The sequence below is a fragment of the Arthrobacter sp. TJ-270 genome (assembly GCF_058269075.1).
In genome coordinates this window covers 163,925-184,392 of record NZ_JBZCNB010000007.1, presented here as the reverse complement: position 1 = coordinate 184,392, position 20,468 = coordinate 163,925, and the positions used below count along the sequence as shown (strand labels likewise).

At 63.0% G+C, this 20,468-nt stretch carries 21 protein-coding genes and 1 tRNA gene; 16 read left to right on the top strand and 6 right to left on the bottom strand.

The window, feature by feature from the left end:
• Nucleotides 1-65 precede the first annotated feature (65 nt).
• Together AC4D2M_RS13780 and AC4D2M_RS13775 are read right to left on the bottom strand one after the other, a co-directional pair.
• A complete protein-coding gene (locus tag AC4D2M_RS13780) occupies nt 66-782 on the bottom strand; it encodes a response regulator (protein WP_490892459.1) in 717 nt (238 codons plus the stop codon).
• Nucleotides 775-2,526, bottom strand: coding sequence for a sensor histidine kinase (locus AC4D2M_RS13775; RefSeq protein WP_490892458.1), 1,752 nt, complete (start codon nt 2,524-2,526; stop codon nt 775-777). Before AC4D2M_RS13775 ends, AC4D2M_RS13780 begins: the two co-directional genes overlap by 8 nt.
• 64 nt (nt 2,527-2,590) lie before the next feature.
• Between AC4D2M_RS13775 and AC4D2M_RS13770 the strand changes: the two genes are divergently transcribed.
• The 9 genes from AC4D2M_RS13770 to AC4D2M_RS13730 all read left to right on the top strand — a co-directional run bounded on the left by AC4D2M_RS13770 (nt 2,591) and on the right by AC4D2M_RS13730 (nt 11,314).
• Nucleotides 2,591-4,018 carry a cation:dicarboxylate symporter family transporter gene (locus tag AC4D2M_RS13770; RefSeq protein WP_490892457.1) on the top strand — a complete coding sequence of 476 codons (1,428 nt, stop codon included), beginning with the start codon at nt 2,591-2,593 and terminating at the stop codon, nt 4,016-4,018.
• A 235-nt stretch (nt 4,019-4,253) separates the two neighbouring features.
• Nucleotides 4,254-5,141: a ParA family protein gene (locus AC4D2M_RS13765; protein ID WP_490892456.1), complete on the top strand. Its 888-nt coding sequence runs from the start codon at nt 4,254-4,256 to the stop codon at nt 5,139-5,141.
• A 15-nt stretch (nt 5,142-5,156) separates the two neighbouring features.
• Nucleotides 5,157-6,068 carry a segregation and condensation protein A gene (locus AC4D2M_RS13760; protein WP_490892455.1) on the top strand — a complete coding sequence of 304 codons (912 nt, stop codon included), beginning with the start codon at nt 5,157-5,159 and terminating at the stop codon, nt 6,066-6,068.
• A complete protein-coding gene (gene scpB / locus AC4D2M_RS13755) occupies nt 6,052-6,714 on the top strand; it encodes an SMC-Scp complex subunit ScpB (RefSeq protein WP_490892454.1) in 663 nt (220 codons plus the stop codon). Before AC4D2M_RS13760 ends, scpB begins: the two co-directional genes overlap by 17 nt.
• Before the next feature lie 23 nt (nt 6,715-6,737).
• Nucleotides 6,738-7,784 (top strand): pseudouridine synthase, encoded by a 1,047-nt coding sequence (locus AC4D2M_RS13750; protein ID WP_490892453.1) that lies wholly within the window; start codon nt 6,738-6,740, stop codon nt 7,782-7,784.
• Between the two features lie 3 nt (nt 7,785-7,787).
• The gene (locus tag AC4D2M_RS13745) at nt 7,788-8,900 is read left to right on the top strand and encodes a prephenate dehydrogenase (protein ID WP_490892452.1); all 1,113 of its coding nucleotides are present in this window, start codon (nt 7,788-7,790) and stop codon (nt 8,898-8,900) included.
• Entirely contained in the window at nt 8,897-9,595 is a 699-nt protein-coding gene (cmk, locus tag AC4D2M_RS13740; protein ID WP_490892451.1) for a (d)CMP kinase, read from the top strand. The genes AC4D2M_RS13745 and cmk overlap by 4 nt, the downstream gene beginning before the upstream one ends.
• Before the next feature lie 17 nt (nt 9,596-9,612).
• Nucleotides 9,613-11,145 (top strand): ribosome biogenesis GTPase Der, encoded by a 1,533-nt coding sequence (der, locus tag AC4D2M_RS13735; protein WP_490892450.1) that lies wholly within the window; start codon nt 9,613-9,615, stop codon nt 11,143-11,145.
• Nucleotides 11,146-11,240: 95 nt separating this feature from the next.
• Nucleotides 11,241-11,314: transfer RNA gene (locus AC4D2M_RS13730), tRNA-Pro, on the top strand.
• 83 nt (nt 11,315-11,397) lie between these two features.
• Here the strand turns inward: AC4D2M_RS13730 and AC4D2M_RS13725 are convergent.
• Complete coding sequence (locus AC4D2M_RS13725) at nt 11,398-12,426, bottom strand: ion channel (protein WP_490892449.1); 1,029 nt, start codon at nt 12,424-12,426, stop codon at nt 11,398-11,400.
• Between the two features lie 116 nt (nt 12,427-12,542).
• Between AC4D2M_RS13725 and AC4D2M_RS13720 the strand changes: the two genes are divergently transcribed.
• Nucleotides 12,543-13,382, top strand: a complete 840-nt coding sequence (locus AC4D2M_RS13720) for a siderophore-interacting protein (protein ID WP_490892448.1) — start codon at nt 12,543-12,545, stop codon at nt 13,380-13,382.
• Nucleotides 13,383-13,442: 60 nt separating this feature from the next.
• Nucleotides 13,443-14,465, top strand: coding sequence for a non-homologous end-joining DNA ligase (gene ligD / locus AC4D2M_RS13715; RefSeq protein ID WP_490892447.1), 1,023 nt, complete (start codon nt 13,443-13,445; stop codon nt 14,463-14,465).
• A 3-nt stretch (nt 14,466-14,468) separates the two neighbouring features.
• Here the strand turns inward: ligD and AC4D2M_RS13710 are convergent, their stop codons facing one another.
• The 3 genes from AC4D2M_RS13710 to AC4D2M_RS13700 form a co-directional block, all read right to left on the bottom strand.
• Nucleotides 14,469-15,158, bottom strand: a complete 690-nt coding sequence (locus AC4D2M_RS13710; RefSeq protein WP_490892446.1) for a PKD domain-containing protein — start codon at nt 15,156-15,158, stop codon at nt 14,469-14,471.
• 266 nt (nt 15,159-15,424) lie between these two features.
• Nucleotides 15,425-16,060, bottom strand: coding sequence for a DUF6318 family protein (locus AC4D2M_RS13705; protein WP_490892445.1), 636 nt, complete (start codon nt 16,058-16,060; stop codon nt 15,425-15,427).
• Between the two features lie 96 nt (nt 16,061-16,156).
• On the bottom strand, nt 16,157-17,206 hold the full coding sequence (locus AC4D2M_RS13700; RefSeq protein WP_490892444.1) for an ATP-dependent DNA ligase: 1,050 nt from the start codon (nt 17,204-17,206) through the stop codon (nt 16,157-16,159).
• A 216-nt stretch (nt 17,207-17,422) separates the two neighbouring features.
• Between AC4D2M_RS13700 and gcvH the strand changes: the two genes are divergently transcribed.
• The 5 genes from gcvH (at nt 17,423) to AC4D2M_RS13675 (ending at nt 20,421) form a co-directional block, all read left to right on the top strand.
• Nucleotides 17,423-17,809: a glycine cleavage system protein GcvH gene (gene gcvH / locus AC4D2M_RS13695; protein WP_490892443.1), complete on the top strand. Its 387-nt coding sequence runs from the start codon at nt 17,423-17,425 to the stop codon at nt 17,807-17,809.
• A gap of 77 nt (nt 17,810-17,886) precedes the next feature.
• Nucleotides 17,887-18,366 carry an FHA domain-containing protein gene (locus AC4D2M_RS13690; protein ID WP_490892442.1) on the top strand — a complete coding sequence of 160 codons (480 nt, stop codon included), beginning with the start codon at nt 17,887-17,889 and terminating at the stop codon, nt 18,364-18,366.
• 8 nt (nt 18,367-18,374) lie between these two features.
• On the top strand, nt 18,375-19,124 hold the full coding sequence (ftsR, locus tag AC4D2M_RS13685) for a transcriptional regulator FtsR (RefSeq protein ID WP_490892441.1): 750 nt from the start codon (nt 18,375-18,377) through the stop codon (nt 19,122-19,124).
• A gap of 9 nt (nt 19,125-19,133) precedes the next feature.
• Nucleotides 19,134-19,643, top strand: a complete 510-nt coding sequence (locus tag AC4D2M_RS13680; RefSeq protein WP_490892440.1) for a bifunctional nuclease family protein — start codon at nt 19,134-19,136, stop codon at nt 19,641-19,643.
• Between the two features lie 184 nt (nt 19,644-19,827).
• Nucleotides 19,828-20,421 (top strand): MerR family transcriptional regulator, encoded by a 594-nt coding sequence (locus tag AC4D2M_RS13675; RefSeq protein WP_400587543.1) that lies wholly within the window; start codon nt 19,828-19,830, stop codon nt 20,419-20,421.
• Nucleotides 20,422-20,468: the final 47 nt, after the last annotated feature.

Genomic DNA, 20,468 nt, shown 5'->3' with positions numbered 1-20,468 from the left:
GACGGGCGTTATGGCACCACCGAGAGTGCCTTATGTATACAAGCTGATGCGGTGGGGCGGGCGGTTCAGCGGCTCCAGGTGTATTCGAGTTCGGGGCGCCCGCGCGTTCCGTAGCGGGGCATCCGGCGGGCAGAGCCGCTGTCGGCGAGGTGCTCGAGGTAGCGCCTCGCGGTAACCCTGGACAGCTCCAGTGAGCCCGCGACTTCCACGGCGGAGACCGGCGCGGGCGCGGAGGACAGGAATGAGACGACGGCGCGGAGCGTCTCCTCGGATAACCCCTTCGGCAGGCTTCCCTGCGACGGCGGGCGCAGGGCGGCGAGCGCGTTGTCTACTTCCGACTGTGTGGTGGAGGACGCCTGCGCGTGCAGGTTCTCGCGGAACTGGCGGTAGTTGCCCAGTTTCTCGCTGAACGCCGAATAGGTGAACGGCTTGATGAGGTACTGCACGATTCCGGATGAGATGGCCGAGCGAACCACGCCCAGCTCACGCACCGCCGTGATGGCGATGACGTCCACGCTGCTGCCGGAGCCGCGGATCCTGCGGATGATGTCGAGACCATGCAGGTCGGGAAGGTTCATGTCGAGCAACACCAGGTCGACGACGCCGCCGGCCTCCTCCGACTGTCGCCGCAGTGCGGCGAGCGCCTCCGAGCCGGTGCCTGCAATACCGGCCAGTTCGAAACCGTCCAGGCGATTCACGTAAAGCGCGTGCGCTTCGGAGGCGATAGGGTCATCCTCCACCACCAGCACGCGGATGGGCCGGGCTGATGATCCATTAGCCACGAGTCGGCTCCCCAGGCGCTGGAAGGGGCGCCGAAGTTGCGTCTTTGAGCAGGTGGGCACCTGCCGGAAGCCGCACCGTAAAGCGGGCGCCGCCGTCGTTGGCGACCGCGATGGTGCCGCCGAGTCTGTGCACCGCCTGACGGACCAGGGCCAGGCCCAGGCCCCGTGTTCCGGCCGCTCCCTTTGAACTGAATCCGAGCGTGAAGACGTTGTCGAGTTGCGCTTCATCCAATCCGGTTCCGCTGTCGCGGACCTCGATGACTACGGTGTGGTCGTCTTCGGCTGCTGTGTGGATCGAAAGGGAGACAGACCGCTCCGCGGAGGAGGCAGCGGCGTCGAACGCGTTATCCAGCAGGTTTCCGATGATGGTCACCAGATCGCGCGGATCCATGCCGCGGGTCTCGAGTATGCCGGCGACATCGATGGCAAGGTGCAGTCCGCGCTCATTGGCCTGCGCCGCCTTGCCGACAAGCAGCGCGGTGATGAACGGTTCGTCGATCGCCGCCACTACCTCGTCGGTAAGCTGCTGGGACTGCTGGAGATCCCGTGTCGCAAACTCGAGGGCGTCCGCGCGTCGGTCGAGCTCGATCAGGGAAACGATAGTGTGCAGCCGGTTGGCGTGTTCGTGTGTTTGCGCCCGGAGCGCCTCCGTCAGCGTGCGCATGGTCTGGACTTCATCCGAGAGGGCCTCAAGTTCAGTGTGGTCGCGGATGGTTGTCACAGTTCCCAGAGGCTTTGTTCCCGACGCAGGTATGGCCGCTTCCTGATTCACCACCAGCACGCGATCATCCGTGACGTGGATTTCGTCAACTACCCGGCGGCCGCTGACCAGCAGTTCACGGATGGAGGGGGAAAGCCCGACGCCGGACGCGGGCTTCGCCTCACCGGGCACCGACGGTGGAAGGTTGAGCAGCGTCGCCGCCTGGTCGTTGTAGAGCACCAGATCACCGCGGAGATCGGTCAGTACCAGACCGTCGCGCACGGAGTGCAGCACTGAGTCGTAGAACACGAACATGCGCGAGAGCTGCTCGGTGCCAAGGCCCAGAGTTGCCCTCCGCAGGTGACGGCTGAGCACCAGGGAGACAATCGTTCCTGCGGTGAGGGCACCGGCGGCAATGAGCCAGACCAGTGGGAGCTGCGCGTTGCGCGCAATGGAGACAGAGTCCACGGTGACGCCCGCGGAGACGAGGGCAATAACCTCCTCGTCCTCCGAGATTACAGGGACAATCGCCCGGACCGAGGGCCCGAGGGTGCCGGTGAAGACCTCGACGTGCGACTCGCCCGCCAACGCCTGGTCGACGGAACCCATGTACTCCCCGCCGATCGCGTCGACGTTCCGGTGGGTGTAGCGGGTGCGGTCGGTGTCCATGATGGTCACGAAGTCCACGCCGAGATCATCCATCACGTCCGTCGCATAGGGCTGCAGCAGCTCGGTGGGGTCCGGTGACTGTACGGCTTCCAGAACATAGGGATCATCCGCGAACGTGGTGGCCACTGCGAGCATGCGCTGCGAGGCCGCGTCGAAGGTGTTGTCCTCGGCGTCGAGGTAGAGAACCCACGAGATAGTCGAGGTCAGCGCGAGGACGAAGACGAGTTGACCGACGAAAAACTGGCGGGCAAGGCTCCAGTTCTTCACTCGTCTCACGCTCCCTTTGTCTGCGACGACGTCCCGTGCTTCGGGCAGGTGCTCGCGTTCCGTACGCGCACCGGCGAACAGTATGAACGCAACGGTGACCCAAATCACTGTAACGTCCACGATGGTCTGGAACCGGCCAATGGGCCGCCTACCAGCATAAGGAGTAAACAGCATGGCGAAGATGCCTGCACAGTCTGCCGCTTCGGTCGACAAGCCCCGCAAGAGAGTGGACAAGACCCACACCCTCTACATCGCGGTTATCGCTGCCGTTATTGTCGGCGCCATCCTCGGCCTCGTTGCACCCGAGGTAGCCAAGTCACTCAAGCCCATCGGCACCGCGTTCATTGGCCTGATCAAGATGATGATCGCTCCGATCATCTTCTGCACCATCGTCCTCGGCATCGGCTCCATCGCTAAGGCCGCAACCGTCGGCAAGGTGGGCGGGCTGGCGCTCGGGTACTTCATGGTGATGTCCACTTTTGCGCTCGCCATCGGCCTGGTCGTGGGCAACATTGTCCAACCCGGTGAGGGACTGGACATCTCCGGCAGCACCTATGAGACCGAGACCAAGGAGGGTGAAGGCACGGTTGACTTCCTCCTCGGCATCATCCCGACCACGCTGCTGTCCTCGCTGACAGGCAAGAGCATCCTGCAGACCCTGTTCATTGCCCTGCTGGTTGGCTTTGCGCTCCAGAAGATGGGTACTGCAGGCAAGCCGATCCTCCGCGGCATCGGCCACATCCAGGCGCTCGTCTTCCGCATTCTCATCATGATCATGTGGCTCGCTCCGATCGGTGCGTTCGGTGCCATTGCCGCCGTCGTCGGCGAAACCGGCGTCCAGGCGATCGTGAGCATGTTCACCCTGATGGCCGCCTTCTACATCACCTGCGCCCTCTTCATCGTGGTGATCCTCGGCGGACTTCTCAAGATCGTCACGGGCATCAACATCTTCAAGCTGATGAAGTACCTGGGCCGCGAATACCTGCTCATCTTCTCAACCTCGTCGTCCGAAGCTGCACTGCCCCGCCTGATCGCCAAGATGGAGCACCTCGGTGTTTCCAAGCCGGTCGTCGGCGTCACGGTTCCCACCGGTTACTCCTTCAACCTCGATGGCACCGCGATCTACCTGACCATGGCGTCGCTGTTCGTGGCCTCCGCCCTCGGTACCCCGCTGGCACTCGGCGAGCAGATCTCGCTGCTGGTCTTCATGATCATCGCTTCCAAGGGTGCTGCCGGAGTCACCGGCGCAGGCCTGGCAACCCTGGCCGGCGGTCTGCAGTCGCACCGCCCCGACCTCGTGGACGGCGTCGGCCTCATCGTCGGCATCGACCGCTTCATGTCCGAGGCACGTGCCCTGACCAACTTCACCGGCAACGCCGTCGCCACCGTTCTGATCGGCACCTGGACCAAGGAGATCGAGCGTGGCCAGGTGGACGAGGTGCTCGCCGGCCGCCTGCCCTTCGATGAGGCGACCATGAGCGCCGGCCACTTCGAGGACGCCGCAGCCGACACTCCCGAGGACGGCGCAGAGACCAAGACCGACATTGCCGAGGCCCACCTGGCCGGACGCGAAGCGGACAAGGTCGGCGCAACCCGATAACGCACAACTCTCTGGAACTCCCCGCGAAGCATCAACGGCACGCTTCGCGGGGAATTTCCGCTGTATACGGCAGTCAGTATCGGCATGGACCCCCGAACATTGAACCTCAGGTTGAGACTAAAGGCTCGCGGTTTGATCGCCGGGTATTTCCAGTGTTCCGCCGTAGACCCGCTGTAACGTGGTGAAGCAAGCAAGCGAGCAAGAAACAGCTATAGACGGAAGCGTGGATAGATACGTGAGTAGCGAACAGGGTTCCACAACTCTGAAGGACGCAACCGCCTCGGAGATCGGCCCCACCGGACGTCCGGTCACGGAATTCCCCGAGCCCCCGGTTCTGGCCTCCCACGGACCGGCCCGAGTCATCGCCATGGTGAACCAGAAGGGCGGCGTCGGCAAGACCACCTCCACCATCAACCTGGGGGCTGCGCTCGCCGAAGCGGGACGACGAGTCCTCCTCGTCGATTTCGATCCGCAGGGTGCGCTGTCTGCAGGCCTGGGAACGAACCCGCACGAGCTCGACGTCACCGTCTACAACGTCCTGATGGACCGCAAGGTGAACATCGAGGACGCCATCCAGCACACCGGCGTGGAGAACATCGACCTCCTGCCCGCCAATATCGACCTCTCCGCCGCTGAAGTGCAGCTGGTGAACGAGGTTGCCCGCGAACAGGTGCTGGACCGCGCGCTGCGCAAGGTCGAGGACAACTATGACGTTATCCTCATCGACTGCCAGCCCTCGCTCGGCCTGTTGACCGTCAACGCGCTGACCGCAGCCCACGGCGTCATCATCCCGCTGATCTGCGAGTTCTTCGCCCTCCGCGCCGTCGCGCTGCTGGTCGAAACCATCGAGAAGGTCCAGGACCGCCTCAACCCCCGTCTGCAGGTGGATGGCGTCCTGGCGACCATGTATGACGCGCGGACCCTCCACAGCCGCGAGGTTATCGCCCGCCTCGTCGAAGCCTTCGGTGACAAGGTCTTCGAGACCGTCATCAAGCGCACCATCAAGTTCGCGGACGCCACGGTCGCCGCGGAGCCGATCACCACGTATGCCGGCAATCACTCAGGCGCGGACGCCTACCGCAGCCTCGCCCGGGAACTGATTTCCCGCGGCGGTGCACCGTAGCCGCCTCTCCACCTGATGGCGCAGGACGCTAACGACGACGGCGCAGCCCCTTCTGCGGCACCCGAAGGTGAGAAGGCGGGGCGGTTCGAAGTCCGGCTCGACAACTTCAACGGGCCGTTCGACCTGCTGCTGAGTCTTATCTCCAAACATGAGCTGAACATCACAGAGATAGCGCTGGCGAAAGTAACCGATGAGTTCATCGCTTATATCCGGGCCTTCAGCGCCGCCGGCGACAGCTTCTCGCTCGACGAAGCGAGCGAATTCCTGGTCATCGCCGCGACACTGCTGGATCTGAAAGCCGCCCGCCTGCTGCCGTCCGGTGAAGTGGAGGACGAGGAGGACGTCGCCCTCCTCGAGGCCCGCGACCTTCTTTTCGCACGCCTCCTGCAGTACAAGGCGTTCAAGGAAATTGCCCGTCAGATGGGGGAGCGGCTCACCGAGGAGAGCGAACGGTTCCCGCGGGCTGTGGCTCTTGAGCCCCAGTTCGCAGCGATGATGCCGGAACTGACCTGGCGGATGTCGCCGTCGGACTTTGCAGCACTGGCCGCGAAGGCGTTGGAGCCCCGCGAGCCGGCACCAACGGAAGTGGGAATCGGCCACCTGCACGCGCCGGCGGTCAGCGTCCGTGAGCAGGCAGACATCATCGGGCAGCGGCTCCAGGCGCAGGGCGTTCTGTCCTTCCGGCAGCTCACTGCAGACGCGGACTCGCTGCTCGTCGTGGTCGCCCGCTTCCTCGCGCTGCTCGAAATGTTCCGCGACATGGTGATCGCCATGGACCAGGCTGCGCCGCTGGGGGAGCTGACCGTTCGCTGGTCCGCAGGTGAAAGCAGCTGGACTGCGGACAACATCAGCGAGGAATACGATCAGGACGTCCTGCCGGTCGCGGGCGACACCATAGAAGGAGGAGTCCATGAGCGAGCGAACTGATCAGATGCATGAGGGCCCCCGCACAGCGTCGGAAGAAGTGCCCGTCCCTGATGTCGCCTCATTGCCCGGCGGAGTGCCGGCCGCGGTCGAGGCCGTCCTCCTCGTCGTTGAGGAACCGGCGACCGATCTGCAGCTCGCGACGGCGTTGGAGGTTCCTCTGGATCAGGTGCGGGATGCGCTCGGGGAACTGAAGGCCGAGTATGACGGCTATACTGGTCAGGGCCCGGAAACCGGACCAACCCGGCGTCGGGGCATCGAGCTTCGAAATGTCGCCGGCGGGTGGCGGTTCTACACGCGCAGCGAGTTCGCTGCCGTCGTCGGACGGTTTGTCCTCGACGGTCAGAGCGCACGGCTTTCGCAGGCGGCTCTCGAAACCCTCGCCGTCATCGCTTACCGGCAGCCGGTCTCACGATCACGGGTGTCGGCAATCCGCGGGGTGAACGTGGACTCGGTGGTTCGCACCCTTGTTCAACGTGGACTGATCGCCGATGTCGCTACCGATCCCGAGACCGGAGCGATGCTCTACGGAACCACACCGCTTTTTCTGGAAAGATTGGGTATTGGCACCGTTGCCGAACTGCCCAAGCTTTCTCCGCACCTGCCCGGCCTTGAAAACCTGCAGGACTTCGACGACACAACGTACTGACGTACAACAGCTAAGGAATTCCAATGACACAGGCGCCCCGCTCCGGATCCGGAAGGAACCGCGCCGGCCGTAACTCTGCCTCCGATCCCGCGGGAAAAAGCGGGAGGGACGCCGGTGGGGCTAATCCGTCGCGCGCCGGCAAGGGTGCAGGCAAGGATGCCCCCAAGGGTGCAGGCAAGAGTGCAGGCAAGGGCGCTCCCAAAGCCGCACGCAGCGGCCAGAAGGGCGCGTCCGCGGGTTCAGCGCCCTTCGGCAAGGAGCGCTTCGGCCGCAACCTTGGTCCCGTGCACCGCCCGCGCCGCCCGAAGGCTCCGCCCGTTGACAGGCTCGACGTGCATGATCCCGATGGTGTCCGCCTGCAGAAAGTCATGGCGTCGGCAGGTGTGGCATCGCGCCGGGTATGCGAAGACATGATCCGCGACGGCCGCGTTGAGGTGGACGGCAGCATCGTAACGGACCTCGGTGTCCGGGTTGACGCATCGAGCGCTGCCATCCACGTGGACGGCATCCGCCTCCAACTGAACGAGACCATGCTCTACTACGCGTTCAACAAGCCCAAGGGCGTGGTCTCCACCATGGAGGACCCCGAGGGCCGCCCCTGCATCAGCGACTTCCTGAAGAACCGCAAGGGGGAGCGGCTCTTCCACGTCGGCCGCCTCGATGTCGCGACTGAAGGTCTGATCCTGCTGACCAATGACGGCGAACTCACCAACCGCCTCACGCACCCGTCCTTCGAAGTGTCCAAAACCTACCTTGTGCAGGTCCGCGGGCCAATGGCTCACGGCATCGGAGCCCAGATGAAGGACGGCATCGAGCTGGAGGACGGTATCGCGAAGGTCGATTCCTTCAAGCTGGTCGATTCGACTCCCGGTCATGTGCTGGTTGAGGTCGTGCTTCATTCAGGACGCAACCGTGTTGTGCGCCGGTTGTTTGACGCCATCGGTCACCCCGTTGAGCGCCTGGTGCGCACCCAGTTCGGCCCCATCCGCGTCGGCGATCAGCGCCAGGGCAGCATCCGCGTTCTCGGCCGTCAGGAAGTTGGGCACCTCCTGGCCGCTGTGGAGATGTAGCCGATGGTCGTAACAAACGGCGGCACACACCTGTCCGGCCCCGTGCTGATTGTCGGCACCGGTTTGCTCGGCACAAGCATCGGGCTCGGACTGCGTGCACGGGGGCTCGACGTCGTCCTCTCCGACATCTCGCCGTCCACCCAGGCTGTGGCACAGGACATTGGTGCAGGCCGCCCGTTGGACCCGGCCGATTCGTCATTCGCGCCTGAACTCGTGGTTGTCGCAGCGCCGCCGGACGTCACAGGCGCACTGGTCGTCGATGCGCTGGCAGCTTACCCGGCCGCCGTCGTCGTCGATATTGCCAGCGTCAAGAATGCGGTGCTGAAATCAGTAGCTGAAGCAGCCGACGACGACGCCCTCGCGCGCTACGTCGGTACCCATCCCATGGCAGGGCGGGAGAAATCGGGGCCGGTTGCTGCCCGCGCCGAGTTGTTCACCTCTATGCCGTGGGTCATTTGCGCGTCGACGCACAGCGCGCCTGAATCGGTACGCACTGCCGAAGCGCTGGCGATCGACCTCGGGGCGGTTGTTTCCCGGATGTCGAGCGAGGAGCACGACCAGTCGGTTGCGGTCATTTCCCACCTACCCCAGGTGCTATCGTCGCTTCTGGCGAGCCGGCTGCAGGACACACCCGCTCACGCCCTCTCGCTTGCGGGGAACGGGCTGCGGGACGTGACCCGGATTGCTGCCAGCGATCCGCGGCTGTGGGTGCAGATTCTCTCTGCGAACGCGGACCGACTGGTGGAGATCCTCTACGGTGTGCGTGAAGACCTGAACCGGCTGATCGGCACGCTCGAGAATCCGCTGGGTGAAGGTGCGCGGCTGGATATGGCGCAGTTGATGGCGGAGGGCAACATCGGCCAGGCCCGAATTCCCGGCAAGCACGGCGCGCCCCCCGAAGCGTTCGCCAGGCTCACCGTGCTGGTGGATGACGTTCCCGGACAGATTGCACGGCTGCTCACTGAAATCGGGGACACCGGCATAAACCTTGAGGACCTGAGAATCGAGCATTCGCCCGAGCGCCAGGTAGGTATGGCCGAGGTCTCGGTGCTTCCGGGCAAACGGCACGAGCTCACTGATTTCCTCACGGATCGCGGATGGAAGGTAGTTCAGTGACTGCATCTCTTGCACACTTCCGGTTGGGCAAGTCCCTCGTTGTGGCCATCGACGGACCGTCCGGTTCCGGCAAGTCCAGCGTCAGTCGTGAGGCCGCCAGCCGGCTGCATGCGGCATACCTTGACACCGGTGCCATGTACCGCGCGGTGACCCTGCATTGCCTGGAAAAGGGCGTGGACCTGTCCGACGCCGGGGCCGTGGAACGTGCCTCCCGTGAACTCGACCTGTCTCTCAGCACCCGACCGGACACCGAGTCGGTCCTGATCAGCGGTATCGACGTGACGGACGCCATCCGGGAGCCGCGGGTTTCGCGTGCCGTCAGCGCGGTTGCCACCACACTCGGAGCCCGCAGCGAGCTGATCCGAAGGCAGCGGCAGATCATCGCGGACTCACACCACCGCATCGTGGCCGAAGGCAGGGACATCACCACCGTCGTCGCGCCGGATGCAGAGGTGCGCATTCTCCTCACCGCAAGCGAGGAAGCGCGGCTCCGGCGGCGCGGTGACCAGCTTGGCGGTTCCCAAACCGCGGAGCAGCTGAAGCAGCAGGTTCTGGGCCGTGATGCCAAGGATTCATCCGTAGTGAATTTTCACCAGGCGGCCAACGGCGTAGTAACCGTTGATTCGTCGGACCTGGATTTCGAGCAGACAGTGACGGCGGTGCTCGACGTTGTTCGCACTGTCGCCCACCAATAAAACGAAGGATCGCGAATATGAGCGAGAACCAGACCGAACTTGAGGAAGAGTATGAGCCCACGGGCGAGGACTCCGTAGCCGAGCACATCCATGCCCTGGATGACGAGGAGGCTGAGCGTCGCGCCGAATCGCTGCGTGCAGGTCTGGAGGACTATGAGCTTGACGAGGAGGATGCAGCACTCCTCGCGCAGGAACTCGGTGGTTACGACGAGGACGCAGCGGTTCGGCTCGATCCTGTCCTTGCGATCGTGGGCCGCCCGAACGTGGGCAAGTCAACCCTCGTGAACCGCATCCTCGGACGCCGTGAGGCAGTCGTCGAGGACACTCCGGGTGTCACGCGCGACCGCGTCATGTATTCAGCCACCTGGAACGGCACCAACTTCACGCTGGTGGACACCGGTGGTTGGGAGCACGACGCCCGCGGCATCCACGCACGCGTCGCAGACCAGGCCGAAGCCGCCGTCGACCTAGCGGACGCCGTGCTACTGGTTGTCGACGCGACTGTGGGTGCGACCGCCACGGACGAAGCGATTGTCCGCATGCTGCGGCGCAAGAAAAAGCCCGTCATTCTGATCGCGAACAAGGTCGACGACATCCAGAACGAGGCCGATGCGTCCGCGCTCTGGTCGCTCGGGTTCGGCGAGCCGATGCCCGTGTCGGCGCTGCACGGCCGCGGTACGGCCGACATGCTCGACAGGGCAGTGGAAATCATGCCCGAGTTCTCCGAACACGGCGGCCTGGAACGGTCCGGTGGCCCGCGACGGGTTGCGCTGATCGGACGTCCAAACGTCGGCAAGTCGTCGCTGCTGAACAAACTGGCAGGCACAGAACGCGTTGTCGTCGACCCGTTGGCGGGTACCACCCGCGACCCGGTGGACGAGATGATCGAGCTCGGCGGCCGCGTTTGGCGCTTTGTGGACACCGCCGGTATCCGTCGTCGGGTCCACATGCAGCAGGGCGCCGATTTCTATGCGTCGCTGCGTACGCAGTCCGCGTTGGAAAAGGCGGAGGTCGCCGTCGTCCTCCTCGCCGTTGATGAGGTGCTGAGCGAACAGGACGTTCGCATCCTGAACCTCACGATTGAATCCGGCCGCGCGCTGGTTCTCGCATTCAACAAGTGGGACCTGCTCGACGACGAACGCCGCCGTTACCTGGAGCGCGAGATCGAGCAGGACCTCGCGCACGTCGAGTGGGCGCCGCGCGTCAACATCTCGGCGAAGACCGGCTGGCACAAGGACCGTCTCGTGCCCGCACTTGACCGCGCGCTGGAGTCCTGGGACAAGCGCATTCCGACCGGCAAGCTGAACGCTTTCCTCGGGGAGCTCGTTGCCGCGCATCCGCACCCGGTGCGAGGTGGAAAGCAGCCGCGCATCCTGTTCGGCACGCAGGCGTCGTCACGTCCACCGCGCTTTGTTCTCTTCACCACCGGTTTCCTGGATCCCGGGTACCGCCGGTTCATCACACGCCGCCTGCGTGAGACGTTCGGTTTCGAGGGCACGCCGATCGAGGTCAGCATGCGCGTCCGTGAGAAGCGCGGACGCAAGAAGTAGCTCTTCTCCATCGATTCAGGGCCGTTCGGTTCGTCGGGCAGGGCTTCGATAGGATAAGATTCTTCAGGTGGTTCGGACGAAATGTCCGGGCTGATCGGGATGTGGCGCAGCTTGGTAGCGCACTTGACTGGGGGTCAAGGGGTCGCAGGTTCAAATCCTGTCATCCCGACGGTAAGGTCCTGGAAACTCAAGGTTTCCGGGACCTTTTTCGTTCCCGGGATCATGCCCGGCAAGAGTCCTCAGCCGACTCGGTTATCTCGCCAGCGCCCCTGTAATGTCCTCAGCCGAGAGCCTGCGCTCGCCCACGTAGTAGAGAACTGAACCTGCGGGCAGCAACGTATCCCAACCGGGATTGATGACGGCCCCATTGTGCTGAACTGCGAGGACGGTAGTGGTGAACATCCGTCCCATAGCTTCCTGCACTGCTCCGAAACTCATGTTCGAGAGAGTTTCGGGCAGTGGCGTGCTATAGGTGTTCCTGCCGCCATGGCTCATCAGGTCGGCGTAGACAACCGCAATGCCCGGATCCTGCAGTTCTTCGATCGCAAGGCGCGGTGAATGCCACTGGACGCAGCGGACCCCGTCATCGACATAGGAGAAATTGTGGGCACGGTTCATGTCCCGCAGCGTGACGACGGTGTGGGCGGTGGGATTCACGTGCGTGGCGGCTACGGTCAGGGCGAGCGCTTCGTTGTCGTCACGGGCATCGATGAGGACACGTGACGCGCGGTGTATTCCGGCGCGTCTCAATACGCCTTCTTCTGCAAGGTCGCCGCGGACGAAACCCAGGTTGGGGTGCTCAGGCAGTGGATTCTCGGGAACGTCCTCCCACGCGCACAGGGCCACCGGAAGCGTGCTGTCGGCCATGATCTCATGCAGCAACCGCTCGGTGCGCGCAGGCGTATAGCCGACGATCACCAGGTGATCGGACATATTCAGGTCCACTTGGCCTTTCATGCGCCGTCCTTTTGTATTCTCGATCGCGGTAGCGATCCGGGTGAAGAGGGTAGTCAGCGTGACGATTCCGCCGACGATCACGTAGACGCCGACGAGGTGCCCACCGACGGTTGTCGGGAAGAAGTCTCCGTATCCCACAGTGGAGGCAGTGACCAGGAACCACCACCAGTAATTCTCGGGTGAAGTGATCGTGTTACTTGACGGTTCCGCCCACGCCATGAGTGGCCAGCTGGTGAGAAAGACCGTAAGTATGATGAGCGTCGGCGCGACCCACACACGGGCACGGCCAAGCCGGCGAATGAGGCGGGTGAGTACAAAGGGCAACCCGGCATTCCTTCGTGGTAGCGGGACGATACTGTTTGACCTTACGCTGTCGCTGAACGGGAGCCCTCCCTACCCGGGAGATTCGTTAAGCTCACTGGGCATGAGAAATTGGATGGGTGAATACAGTTCAGCAGAAGACGAAGCCTGCTCGCCCTCAATTTGTCTTCGACGTCCTGGCTACGTCATGGGTGACGCCGCACATGGTTCGCGTCACGCTGGGCGGACCGGCGTTCGATCAGTTCCAGCCGAAGGACGTAACCGACAATTACGTCAAGTTGCTTTTCGCCAAGCCGGAACTCGAACTCGAGCCGCCCTACGACCTCGCTGCGCTACGGGAGCACCTTCCGCCCGAGGATGTTCCGGTGACGCGCACCTACACCGTCCGGCGGATCAATTCCGCTGAGCGCACGATCGAGATCGATTTCGTCGTCCATGGCGACGAAGGACTGGCTGGCCCGTGGGCGGCTAACGCGCAGCCGGGGGACCGAATCGCCCTGATGGGTCCCAACGGCGCCTACTCTCCTGATCCGACCGCCGACTGGCATCTGTTCGCCGGTGATGAGTCGGCTCTGCCGGCCATCAGCGCCGCCCTCGAAGCCCTCCCGGCAGAAGCTCTCGGTGTTGCTTTCGTTGAATACGATGGCTCGGAAGATGTCATCGAGCTTGCGAAGCCATCCGGTGTTGACGTGGTGTGGGTTCGTCGGGAAGCGCGGGACGATACGACGAAGTCTCTGCTCGCCGCCGCCGTCGCAGCTTACCGCTGGCCGGGTGGTCGCGTGCAGGTATTCGCACACGGGGAGCGGGAGTCGATGAAGGCGCTGCGCGATGTTTTCCTGAAAGATCGCGGACTGACCAAGGGTCAGCTCTCCCTGTCGGGTTATTGGGCCGCAGGCCGGACCGAGGACAGGTTCCAGGCCGAGAAGCGTGAACCCATAGGGGTCGTCCTCCCAGCCTGACCAAACACTGCGGCGTGCCGCGCCGCGTGTGATTGTGGCCCTGAAGAGTATGTTGGACCCATGGCATCCGAGGCGACTGTTCTATCCGTTGATGGGCCGCACGGCACCCGGGAAGTTCGTATATCGAGTCCGAGCCGCGTCATGTGGCCTGCGCTCGGACTGACCAAGCTGGATCTGGCGAAGTACCTGATCGACGTGGGCGATGCCTTCATCGCAGCGAACGGTGACAGGCCTCTTGCACTGCAGCGCTTTGGTGACAACATCGACGGAGACCAGTTCTTCTCCAAGAATCCCCCGAAGGGTGCCCCGGAGTACATTCGCTCCGTGAAGGTCGAGTATCCGAGCGCGCGGTCCCATCCGCAGTTGGTGATCGACGAGCCGGCTGCAGCAGTGTGGGCGGCCCAGATGAACACGGTGGTTTTCCACCCCTGGCCATCACGTGCGGATAATTCGGACAACCCGGACCAGCTGCGGATAGACCTCGACCCTCAGCCCGGCACCGATTTCGACGACGCCATACCCGCTGCTATCGAGTTGCGGAAGGTGCTTGAGGAAGCTGGCCTTAATGCCTTCCTGAAGACTTCGGGCAACCGCGGCATCCATGTGTATGCACCGATTGAGCCGGTGCGCGAGTTCCTTGATGTGCGGCATGCCGTGATTGCTGCTGCGCGGGAGCTTGAGCGCCGCATGCCCGACAAGGTGACTACCTCCTGGTGGAAGGAGGAACGCGGGGAGCGGGTGTTTGTTGACTTCAACCAGGCGAATCGGGATCGAACGATTGCGGGTGCCTACAGTCCCAGGGCGTTGGCTCATGCGCCGGTTTCTTGTCCGATCACGTGGGAAGAGCTTGAGAAGGTCCAGCCGAAGGACTTCACGATCCTGACTGTGCCGGAGCGGCTCCGCACCGTGGGCGATCCTTGGGCCAACTTCCACGAGAAGCCCGGGACTATCGATACGTTGCTTGACTGGTGGCAGCGCGATCTGGATTCCGGTCTCGGGGAACTACCGTTCCCGCCCGACTATCCGAAGATGCCGGGGGAGCCGCCGAGGGTTCAGCCGAGCCGGGCGAAAAAGGATAAGTAGGGTTTACCTGCACCCCCAAGCATTCGGGTTATCGGTGCAGGTGCCGTCCACGAGCCGGTTGTCGGAACGCCAGATGCTGATGAGGTGCGGCTCTGACTGGACCGCGGCTTGTCCGGCGATAGGTATCCAAGGCCCGCTGTTGACGGAGTAGTCTCCGTTAAAGCGCGTGGTGAGGACTACGTTGTAGTCGCCGGTCGCAGCGTAGACGTGGCTGGTAGGAGTCTCCACCAGAAGCCAGTCACCCTCAGGGACGGCGTTTCCTGCGGTCTGTGTGGTCCTGGTGGTGCCGTCGCCGTAGTTCCAGTCGTACGCCACTGGCCAGGCCCGGATGCGTACCTCGTCCCCGAGGGTTTCGAAGGTGAACTCCTGCTCGGCGACGTCCGCCCAGAAGTTGTTGTGCCCGCCCAGGAGGCCGAAATTGTTCGGCTCCGACACTACGGTCGCGGCGACGATCGGCTGACTTTGGAAGTCCTCCAGCGTGATGACAACCGCGGGCTCCGCTGCTTCGCCGCCGTTCGGGGGTTCCGGCGCGGGCGAGCCAGGGTAGAGGCAGGACCTATCGCCTGTTGGTGTCTCAGTCGGCGGCGTGGTGGAACTGTCGATAGCGATCCACTCCACCATCTCGCCGTCTGGCTCAGCGTCGCAGGCCGCGTTGATACGAACGCAGTCCGCAGGATTCAGGAAGCTCCCCACTCCTTGCAGGCAAACGCGTTCGTAAGTGTATGAGAAAGAGGATGTCTCATTGGAGACGGTGCCCGCACTAGGAGGCGTCTTAACCGCATCTGGCTGTGCGGTAGAGCTTTCTGCGGGTCTCGGCTCCTTATTTATGATCTCTGCCCGGGAATCAACCAGAGATCCACCTGGTCCTTCGGCTGCCCAAACGGCGGTGGTGAATGTCGGAAGAAACAACATGAGACTGACTGCAACTGCTGCCTTGATCGGGGTGCGGTTCAAACGAATCACTCCGTCGTAAGAAGGCCAAAATAGAGCATCACCCAAGCGCCATCGGTCCACATAACAAACGTGCCGCTAGGTTCAGGGTCCGTGACTGCAGGTATCTCGTTGATCTCCTCACCCGCCGCGTTGTAGACCGTTATGGCTGTCTGCGTGTTGGTGACGTACGCGCTGATCGAGCCGGAAGTATTGACTTGAAACTCTGAACCAAATCCCTCTACGGCGACTTCGCCTCCGGCTTGCCATCCGCCTCCCGAGTAAACCTCCTGAATTGACGCCTCAATGTTGCTGCAGGTGACACAACCCCGGTCTGTGACTAACCACATGGGTTCGAAGTCGTTCGTAGCGATGCCATAGTTGACGAGTTGCACCCACCACTCCGTGAACGCCTCCAGCCCCTCTACGGTGTTCTCATCCGCCAGCGCGGGCTTCTCCGGGACGGGGATGTTCACCGCTGGTCCGGCCGCGGAAGCGGGGGACGGCGTCGGCGTAGGCGTAGGCGACGCAGAGGCGGAGTCCGATACCGACGGAGACTCCGACGGCGTCTGTGCCGAATCGGGGTCGCCGCCCTGGCACCCGGCAAGAACAAGAACAGAGAGGGCTGCACCAGCTAGGGTGCAAGCCACGCGAGACTGAGACATAGTTTCCCCGACGATGTGATTCCGTGTGAACTGCCAACCATCCTAACCAGAGTCAGTTACCAGCCCGGAGGTTATCCACAAGACGGGTGATGAACCTTAAGCCAGCACCTTGGTGAGATCGTAGGCCGCAGGAATCTCCAACTGCTCGAACGTGCAGGAGCGCGCCTCCCTGTCCGGCCGCCACCGCTCAAACTGCGCAGTGTGCCGGAACCGGTCACCCTCCATCTGGTCATAACGCACTTCGACCACCCGCCGGGGGTGCAGCCGGACATAGGATACGTCTTTGGCCGAAGCGAAACGGCTTCGATCCGTTTCGCCGCGAATGATCTCCCCGTCCTCGTCGCGCATCACATCAGGTTCCAGCTCATCGATCAGTTCCAGCCGCCGCTTGTCCGAGAACGCGGACGCACCGCCGACGTTCCGCAATTCACCGGCGTCATCGTAGAGGCCAAGAAGAAGTGAACCCACACCCTGGCCGCTCTTGTGTACCCGGTAACCGAGTACCACGGCGTCGGCGCTGCGGTGGTGCTTTACCTTGAGCATGCGCCGCTTGTTCGGCTCGTACGCTGCGGTCAGCGGCTTGGCCACCACGCCGTCCAGGCCGGCCCCCTCGAATTCAACCAGCCAGCGTCGGGCGAGTTCGTCGTCGTCCGTCACCTGCGAGAGATGCACCGGTTCCGAGAAAGATTCACCGATCCCCTCCAATGCCTTCCGCCGCTCCGCGAGGGGCACGTCGAGGAGGTTGTGGTCGTCGATCCCAAGTAAGTCAAAAGCGATGAACGACGCCGGTGTCTCCTTCGCGAGCAGGCGCACCCTGCTGTCGGCTGGGTGGATCCGCTGCGATAGCGCGTCCCAATCGAGGCGCTCAGCACCCGGTTCTCCGCGGCGGACCACAATCTCCCCGTCGATGACACACCGTTCCGGAAGGTTCTCAAGCAGCGCCTCGACGAGCTCCGGGAAGTAGCGGGTCAGCGTCTTCGACCCACGGCTCCCAATCTCGCACTTGCCGTCTTCAATATGGACGACGGCCCTGAAGCCGTCCCACTTGGGCTCATAGATCAGGCCGCCGGGAACACTGTCTGCGTCCGGCACTGCGTCCACGGCCTTGGCGAGCATGGGCTGAATCGGAAAGGGCAGGTCAGTCATAGGTCGATCCTGTCTTATGAGTACTTGAATTGCCATGGACGCCACGCGTATGAGGGGTCCTGTGGGCAGGTAATCGGCCGGGCGAGAAGGGTGACGCACCGCACGGACACTGTGCATATACTCGATCGTGAGGCCCCCGATCGAGAGAGAAGGGGCCGCCGCTTGTTCATCGCTTTCCAAGAATCAAATCCGTCCGGTGCCCACGAAAGGCCGACAATGAGCAACATTCCCGAAGACCTTTACTACACTGCCGAACACGAATGGGTCACCGCACCCGACAACAACGGAGTTGTCCGTGTCGGTATCACCGACTTCGCTCAGGACGCCCTTGGCGACGTTGTTTATGTCCAGATGCCCGAGGGCGGCTCCAAAGTGGGCGCTTCCGACGTGATCGGCGAAGTTGAATCCACCAAGAGCGTCAGCGATATTTATGCTCCGGTCAGCGGTGAGGTCACCAACCGTAACGAAGCGCTCGACGGCGACCCTGCCCTGATCAACTCAGATCCGTACGGCGATGGCTGGCTGCTGGAAATCAAGGTTGAGGACAGCTCGGTGGTTGAGGAGCTTCTCAGTTCGTCGGAATACTCGCAGCAGGTAGGCTAGAGTCACCGGCTGAGGCTAATAGTTTGTGGCCAGCCGGGAAACCGGTTGGCCACGTGTTTTGGGGAAGGATTTTTCAAATGGTAGGCGAGAACAACGCAGCCGGACAGGACGCTTCGGGATCGCATATGCCTTCGCCTGAGACAACCACCATCGGCTTGCCGCCCCAGTCGGCCGCGCCAACCGTTGAGCCGCGTCTGACCAATGAGGAACGAGCCGCGGTAGCAGCTCTTCCCGCCGGGTCGGCACTGCTCATCGCCCACACAGGCCCAAACGCCGGCGCGCGTTTCCTCCTGGATGAAGACGTCACTACCGCCGGGCGCCACCCGAACGCAGATATTTTCCTCGATGATGTGACGGTGTCCCGCAAGCATGCAGAGTTCCGTCGCGGACCTGAGGGCTTCCGCGTTGTCGATTCCCGGAGCCTCAACGGTACGTACGTGAATAATGATCGCGTTGACAGCGTTGTTCTGCGCAATGGTCATGAGGTACAGATCGGTAAGTTCCGCCTCACTTTCTACGCCGCCGGGAGCGTGCCGCAGTCTCAGGGTCAGGTCTAGGGACCTACATGCCCTCCTCCCAGCCGTCCCGGCGACCCGTGGGTATAGCCCCGGAGCGTGTCAGCGGGAACGTCCTGAATATCGGGGAGGTCCTCACCGAACTGGCCGGGGACTTCCCGCAGATCAGCGCCTCGAAGATCCGGTTCCTTGAAGAAAAAGGGCTCATTACCCCGCAACGCACCAGGGCGGGCTACCGGAAATACACTCCGGTCGACGTCGAACGCTTGCGGTTTGTTCTGGCCCTCCAGCGTGATCAGTACCTGCCGCTGAAAGTCATCAAGGATTATCTTGACGCGATCGATCGGGGAGAGCGGCCGGAGAACCTGCCCGGTGGCCTCACCCTTGCTCCGCGTATGGTCTCGGACCAGCTTGCACGTGAACTCGGATCCCACGCCCGCAGGCTCACCCGGGAGACACTCGCGGCCGAAGCCGGCGCCCGTCCCGAACTGATCCGCGACCTCATTGCTTTCGGCCTCATTGCGGAGGTTGACGGACGCTTCGACGAGCACGCCCTGAAGATCACCCGCTCTTGCGTACAGCTCGAAGCGCACGGGATCGAGCCTCGTCACCTGCGCCCCTTCCGTGCCGCGGCAGATCGTGAACTCGGTCTTGTTGAGAGCGTGGTTGCGCCGGTGGCCTCCCGGCGAGACGTCGCCTCCAAGGCCCGGGCGGCAGAAACCGCACGCGAGATCAGCGAGCTCTGCCTCAACCTCCACAGCGCCCTCGTCCAGGGGCAGATTGCACGGATGGAAAACTAGGAGGCAGACATGATCGAGATGGATGTAGTAGGTGTTCGTATCGAGCTACCGTCCAATCAGCCCCTTGTCCTTCTCAAGGAGGCGGCGGGCACCCGCCACATTCCCATCTGGATCGGCGCACCGGAAGCCAGCGCAATAGCGTTCGTCCAGCAAGGGATTGTGCCGCCGCGTCCCATGACCCATGATCTCCTCGTGAGTATCGTCGGGGCCCTCAACCACACAGTGACCGAGGTTCGGATTGTCCGGGTGGAGGACACCGTGTTCCACGCCGAGGTTGTGTTTGAGGACGGTACAACCGTCAACTCCCGGGCATCTGACGCCATCGCTATCGCTCTCCGCGTACCGTGTCCGATCTATTGCGCACCGCAGGTCATGGAGGACACGGGCGTGGAGATCGCAGAGGCGGATGATCAAGACAGCGACACCTCCTCCGCGGAAGGCCAGGCCAACGCCGAGCGTGAGTTGAAACAGTTCCGCGAGTTCCTGGCCGACGTCGAGCCTGAAGACTTTGAGAAGTAGCCACTGACGACACGCCCTGATCGTTATGTGCGGCATCTTTGACCTAGGGTATCCGGGGATCTAACGTCGAAGCATACAGTTCCCATTGCACTAGCTGTAAACTCAGGGCAGACATTCATTTAATCCCCCTGTGGACCTCGGCTTGTGCCACTTCCCCCCGGGAACCAGAACGAGGAGGCAACACGTGAGTCCGAAAGGCGACGCCGGTACGGGTTCCAACGCGGCCGCTACGGGTGCATCGATACCCGCCAGCGCGCAGGGCCTGCTCTTCACCGAAGACCTTCCTGTGCTTGATGAAGACGCGGGCTACCGCGGACCTACCGCCTGCAAAGCAGCGGGTATCACCTATCGTCAGCTCGACTACTGGGCGCGCACCGGCCTGGTCGAACCCGCAGTTCGCGGCGCCTCCGGGTCCGGCTCCCAGCGGCTCTACGGATTCCGGGACATCCTGGTGCTCAAGGTCGTCAAGCGGCTGCTCGACACCGGGGTTTCCCTTCAGCAGATCCGCAGCGCGGTGGAACACCTACGGGAACGCGGAGTCGAGGATCTCGCGCAGATCACCCTGATGAGCGATGGTGCCAGCGTCTACGAGTGCACCTCCGCTGATGAAGTAATCGACCTTGTCCAGGGCGGGCAGGGAGTCTTCGGTATCGCCGTTGGGCGCGTATGGCGGGAGGTCGAAGGAAGTCTTGCAGCGTTGCCGAGTGAGCACGCAGCCGATCAGGACTTTCCCGACGACGAACTGAGCAAGCGACGGGCAGCCCGCAAGATCAGCTGACCCCGGTACCATCATTGTGCCCCGCCAAGTGCGGGGCATTTTTGCGT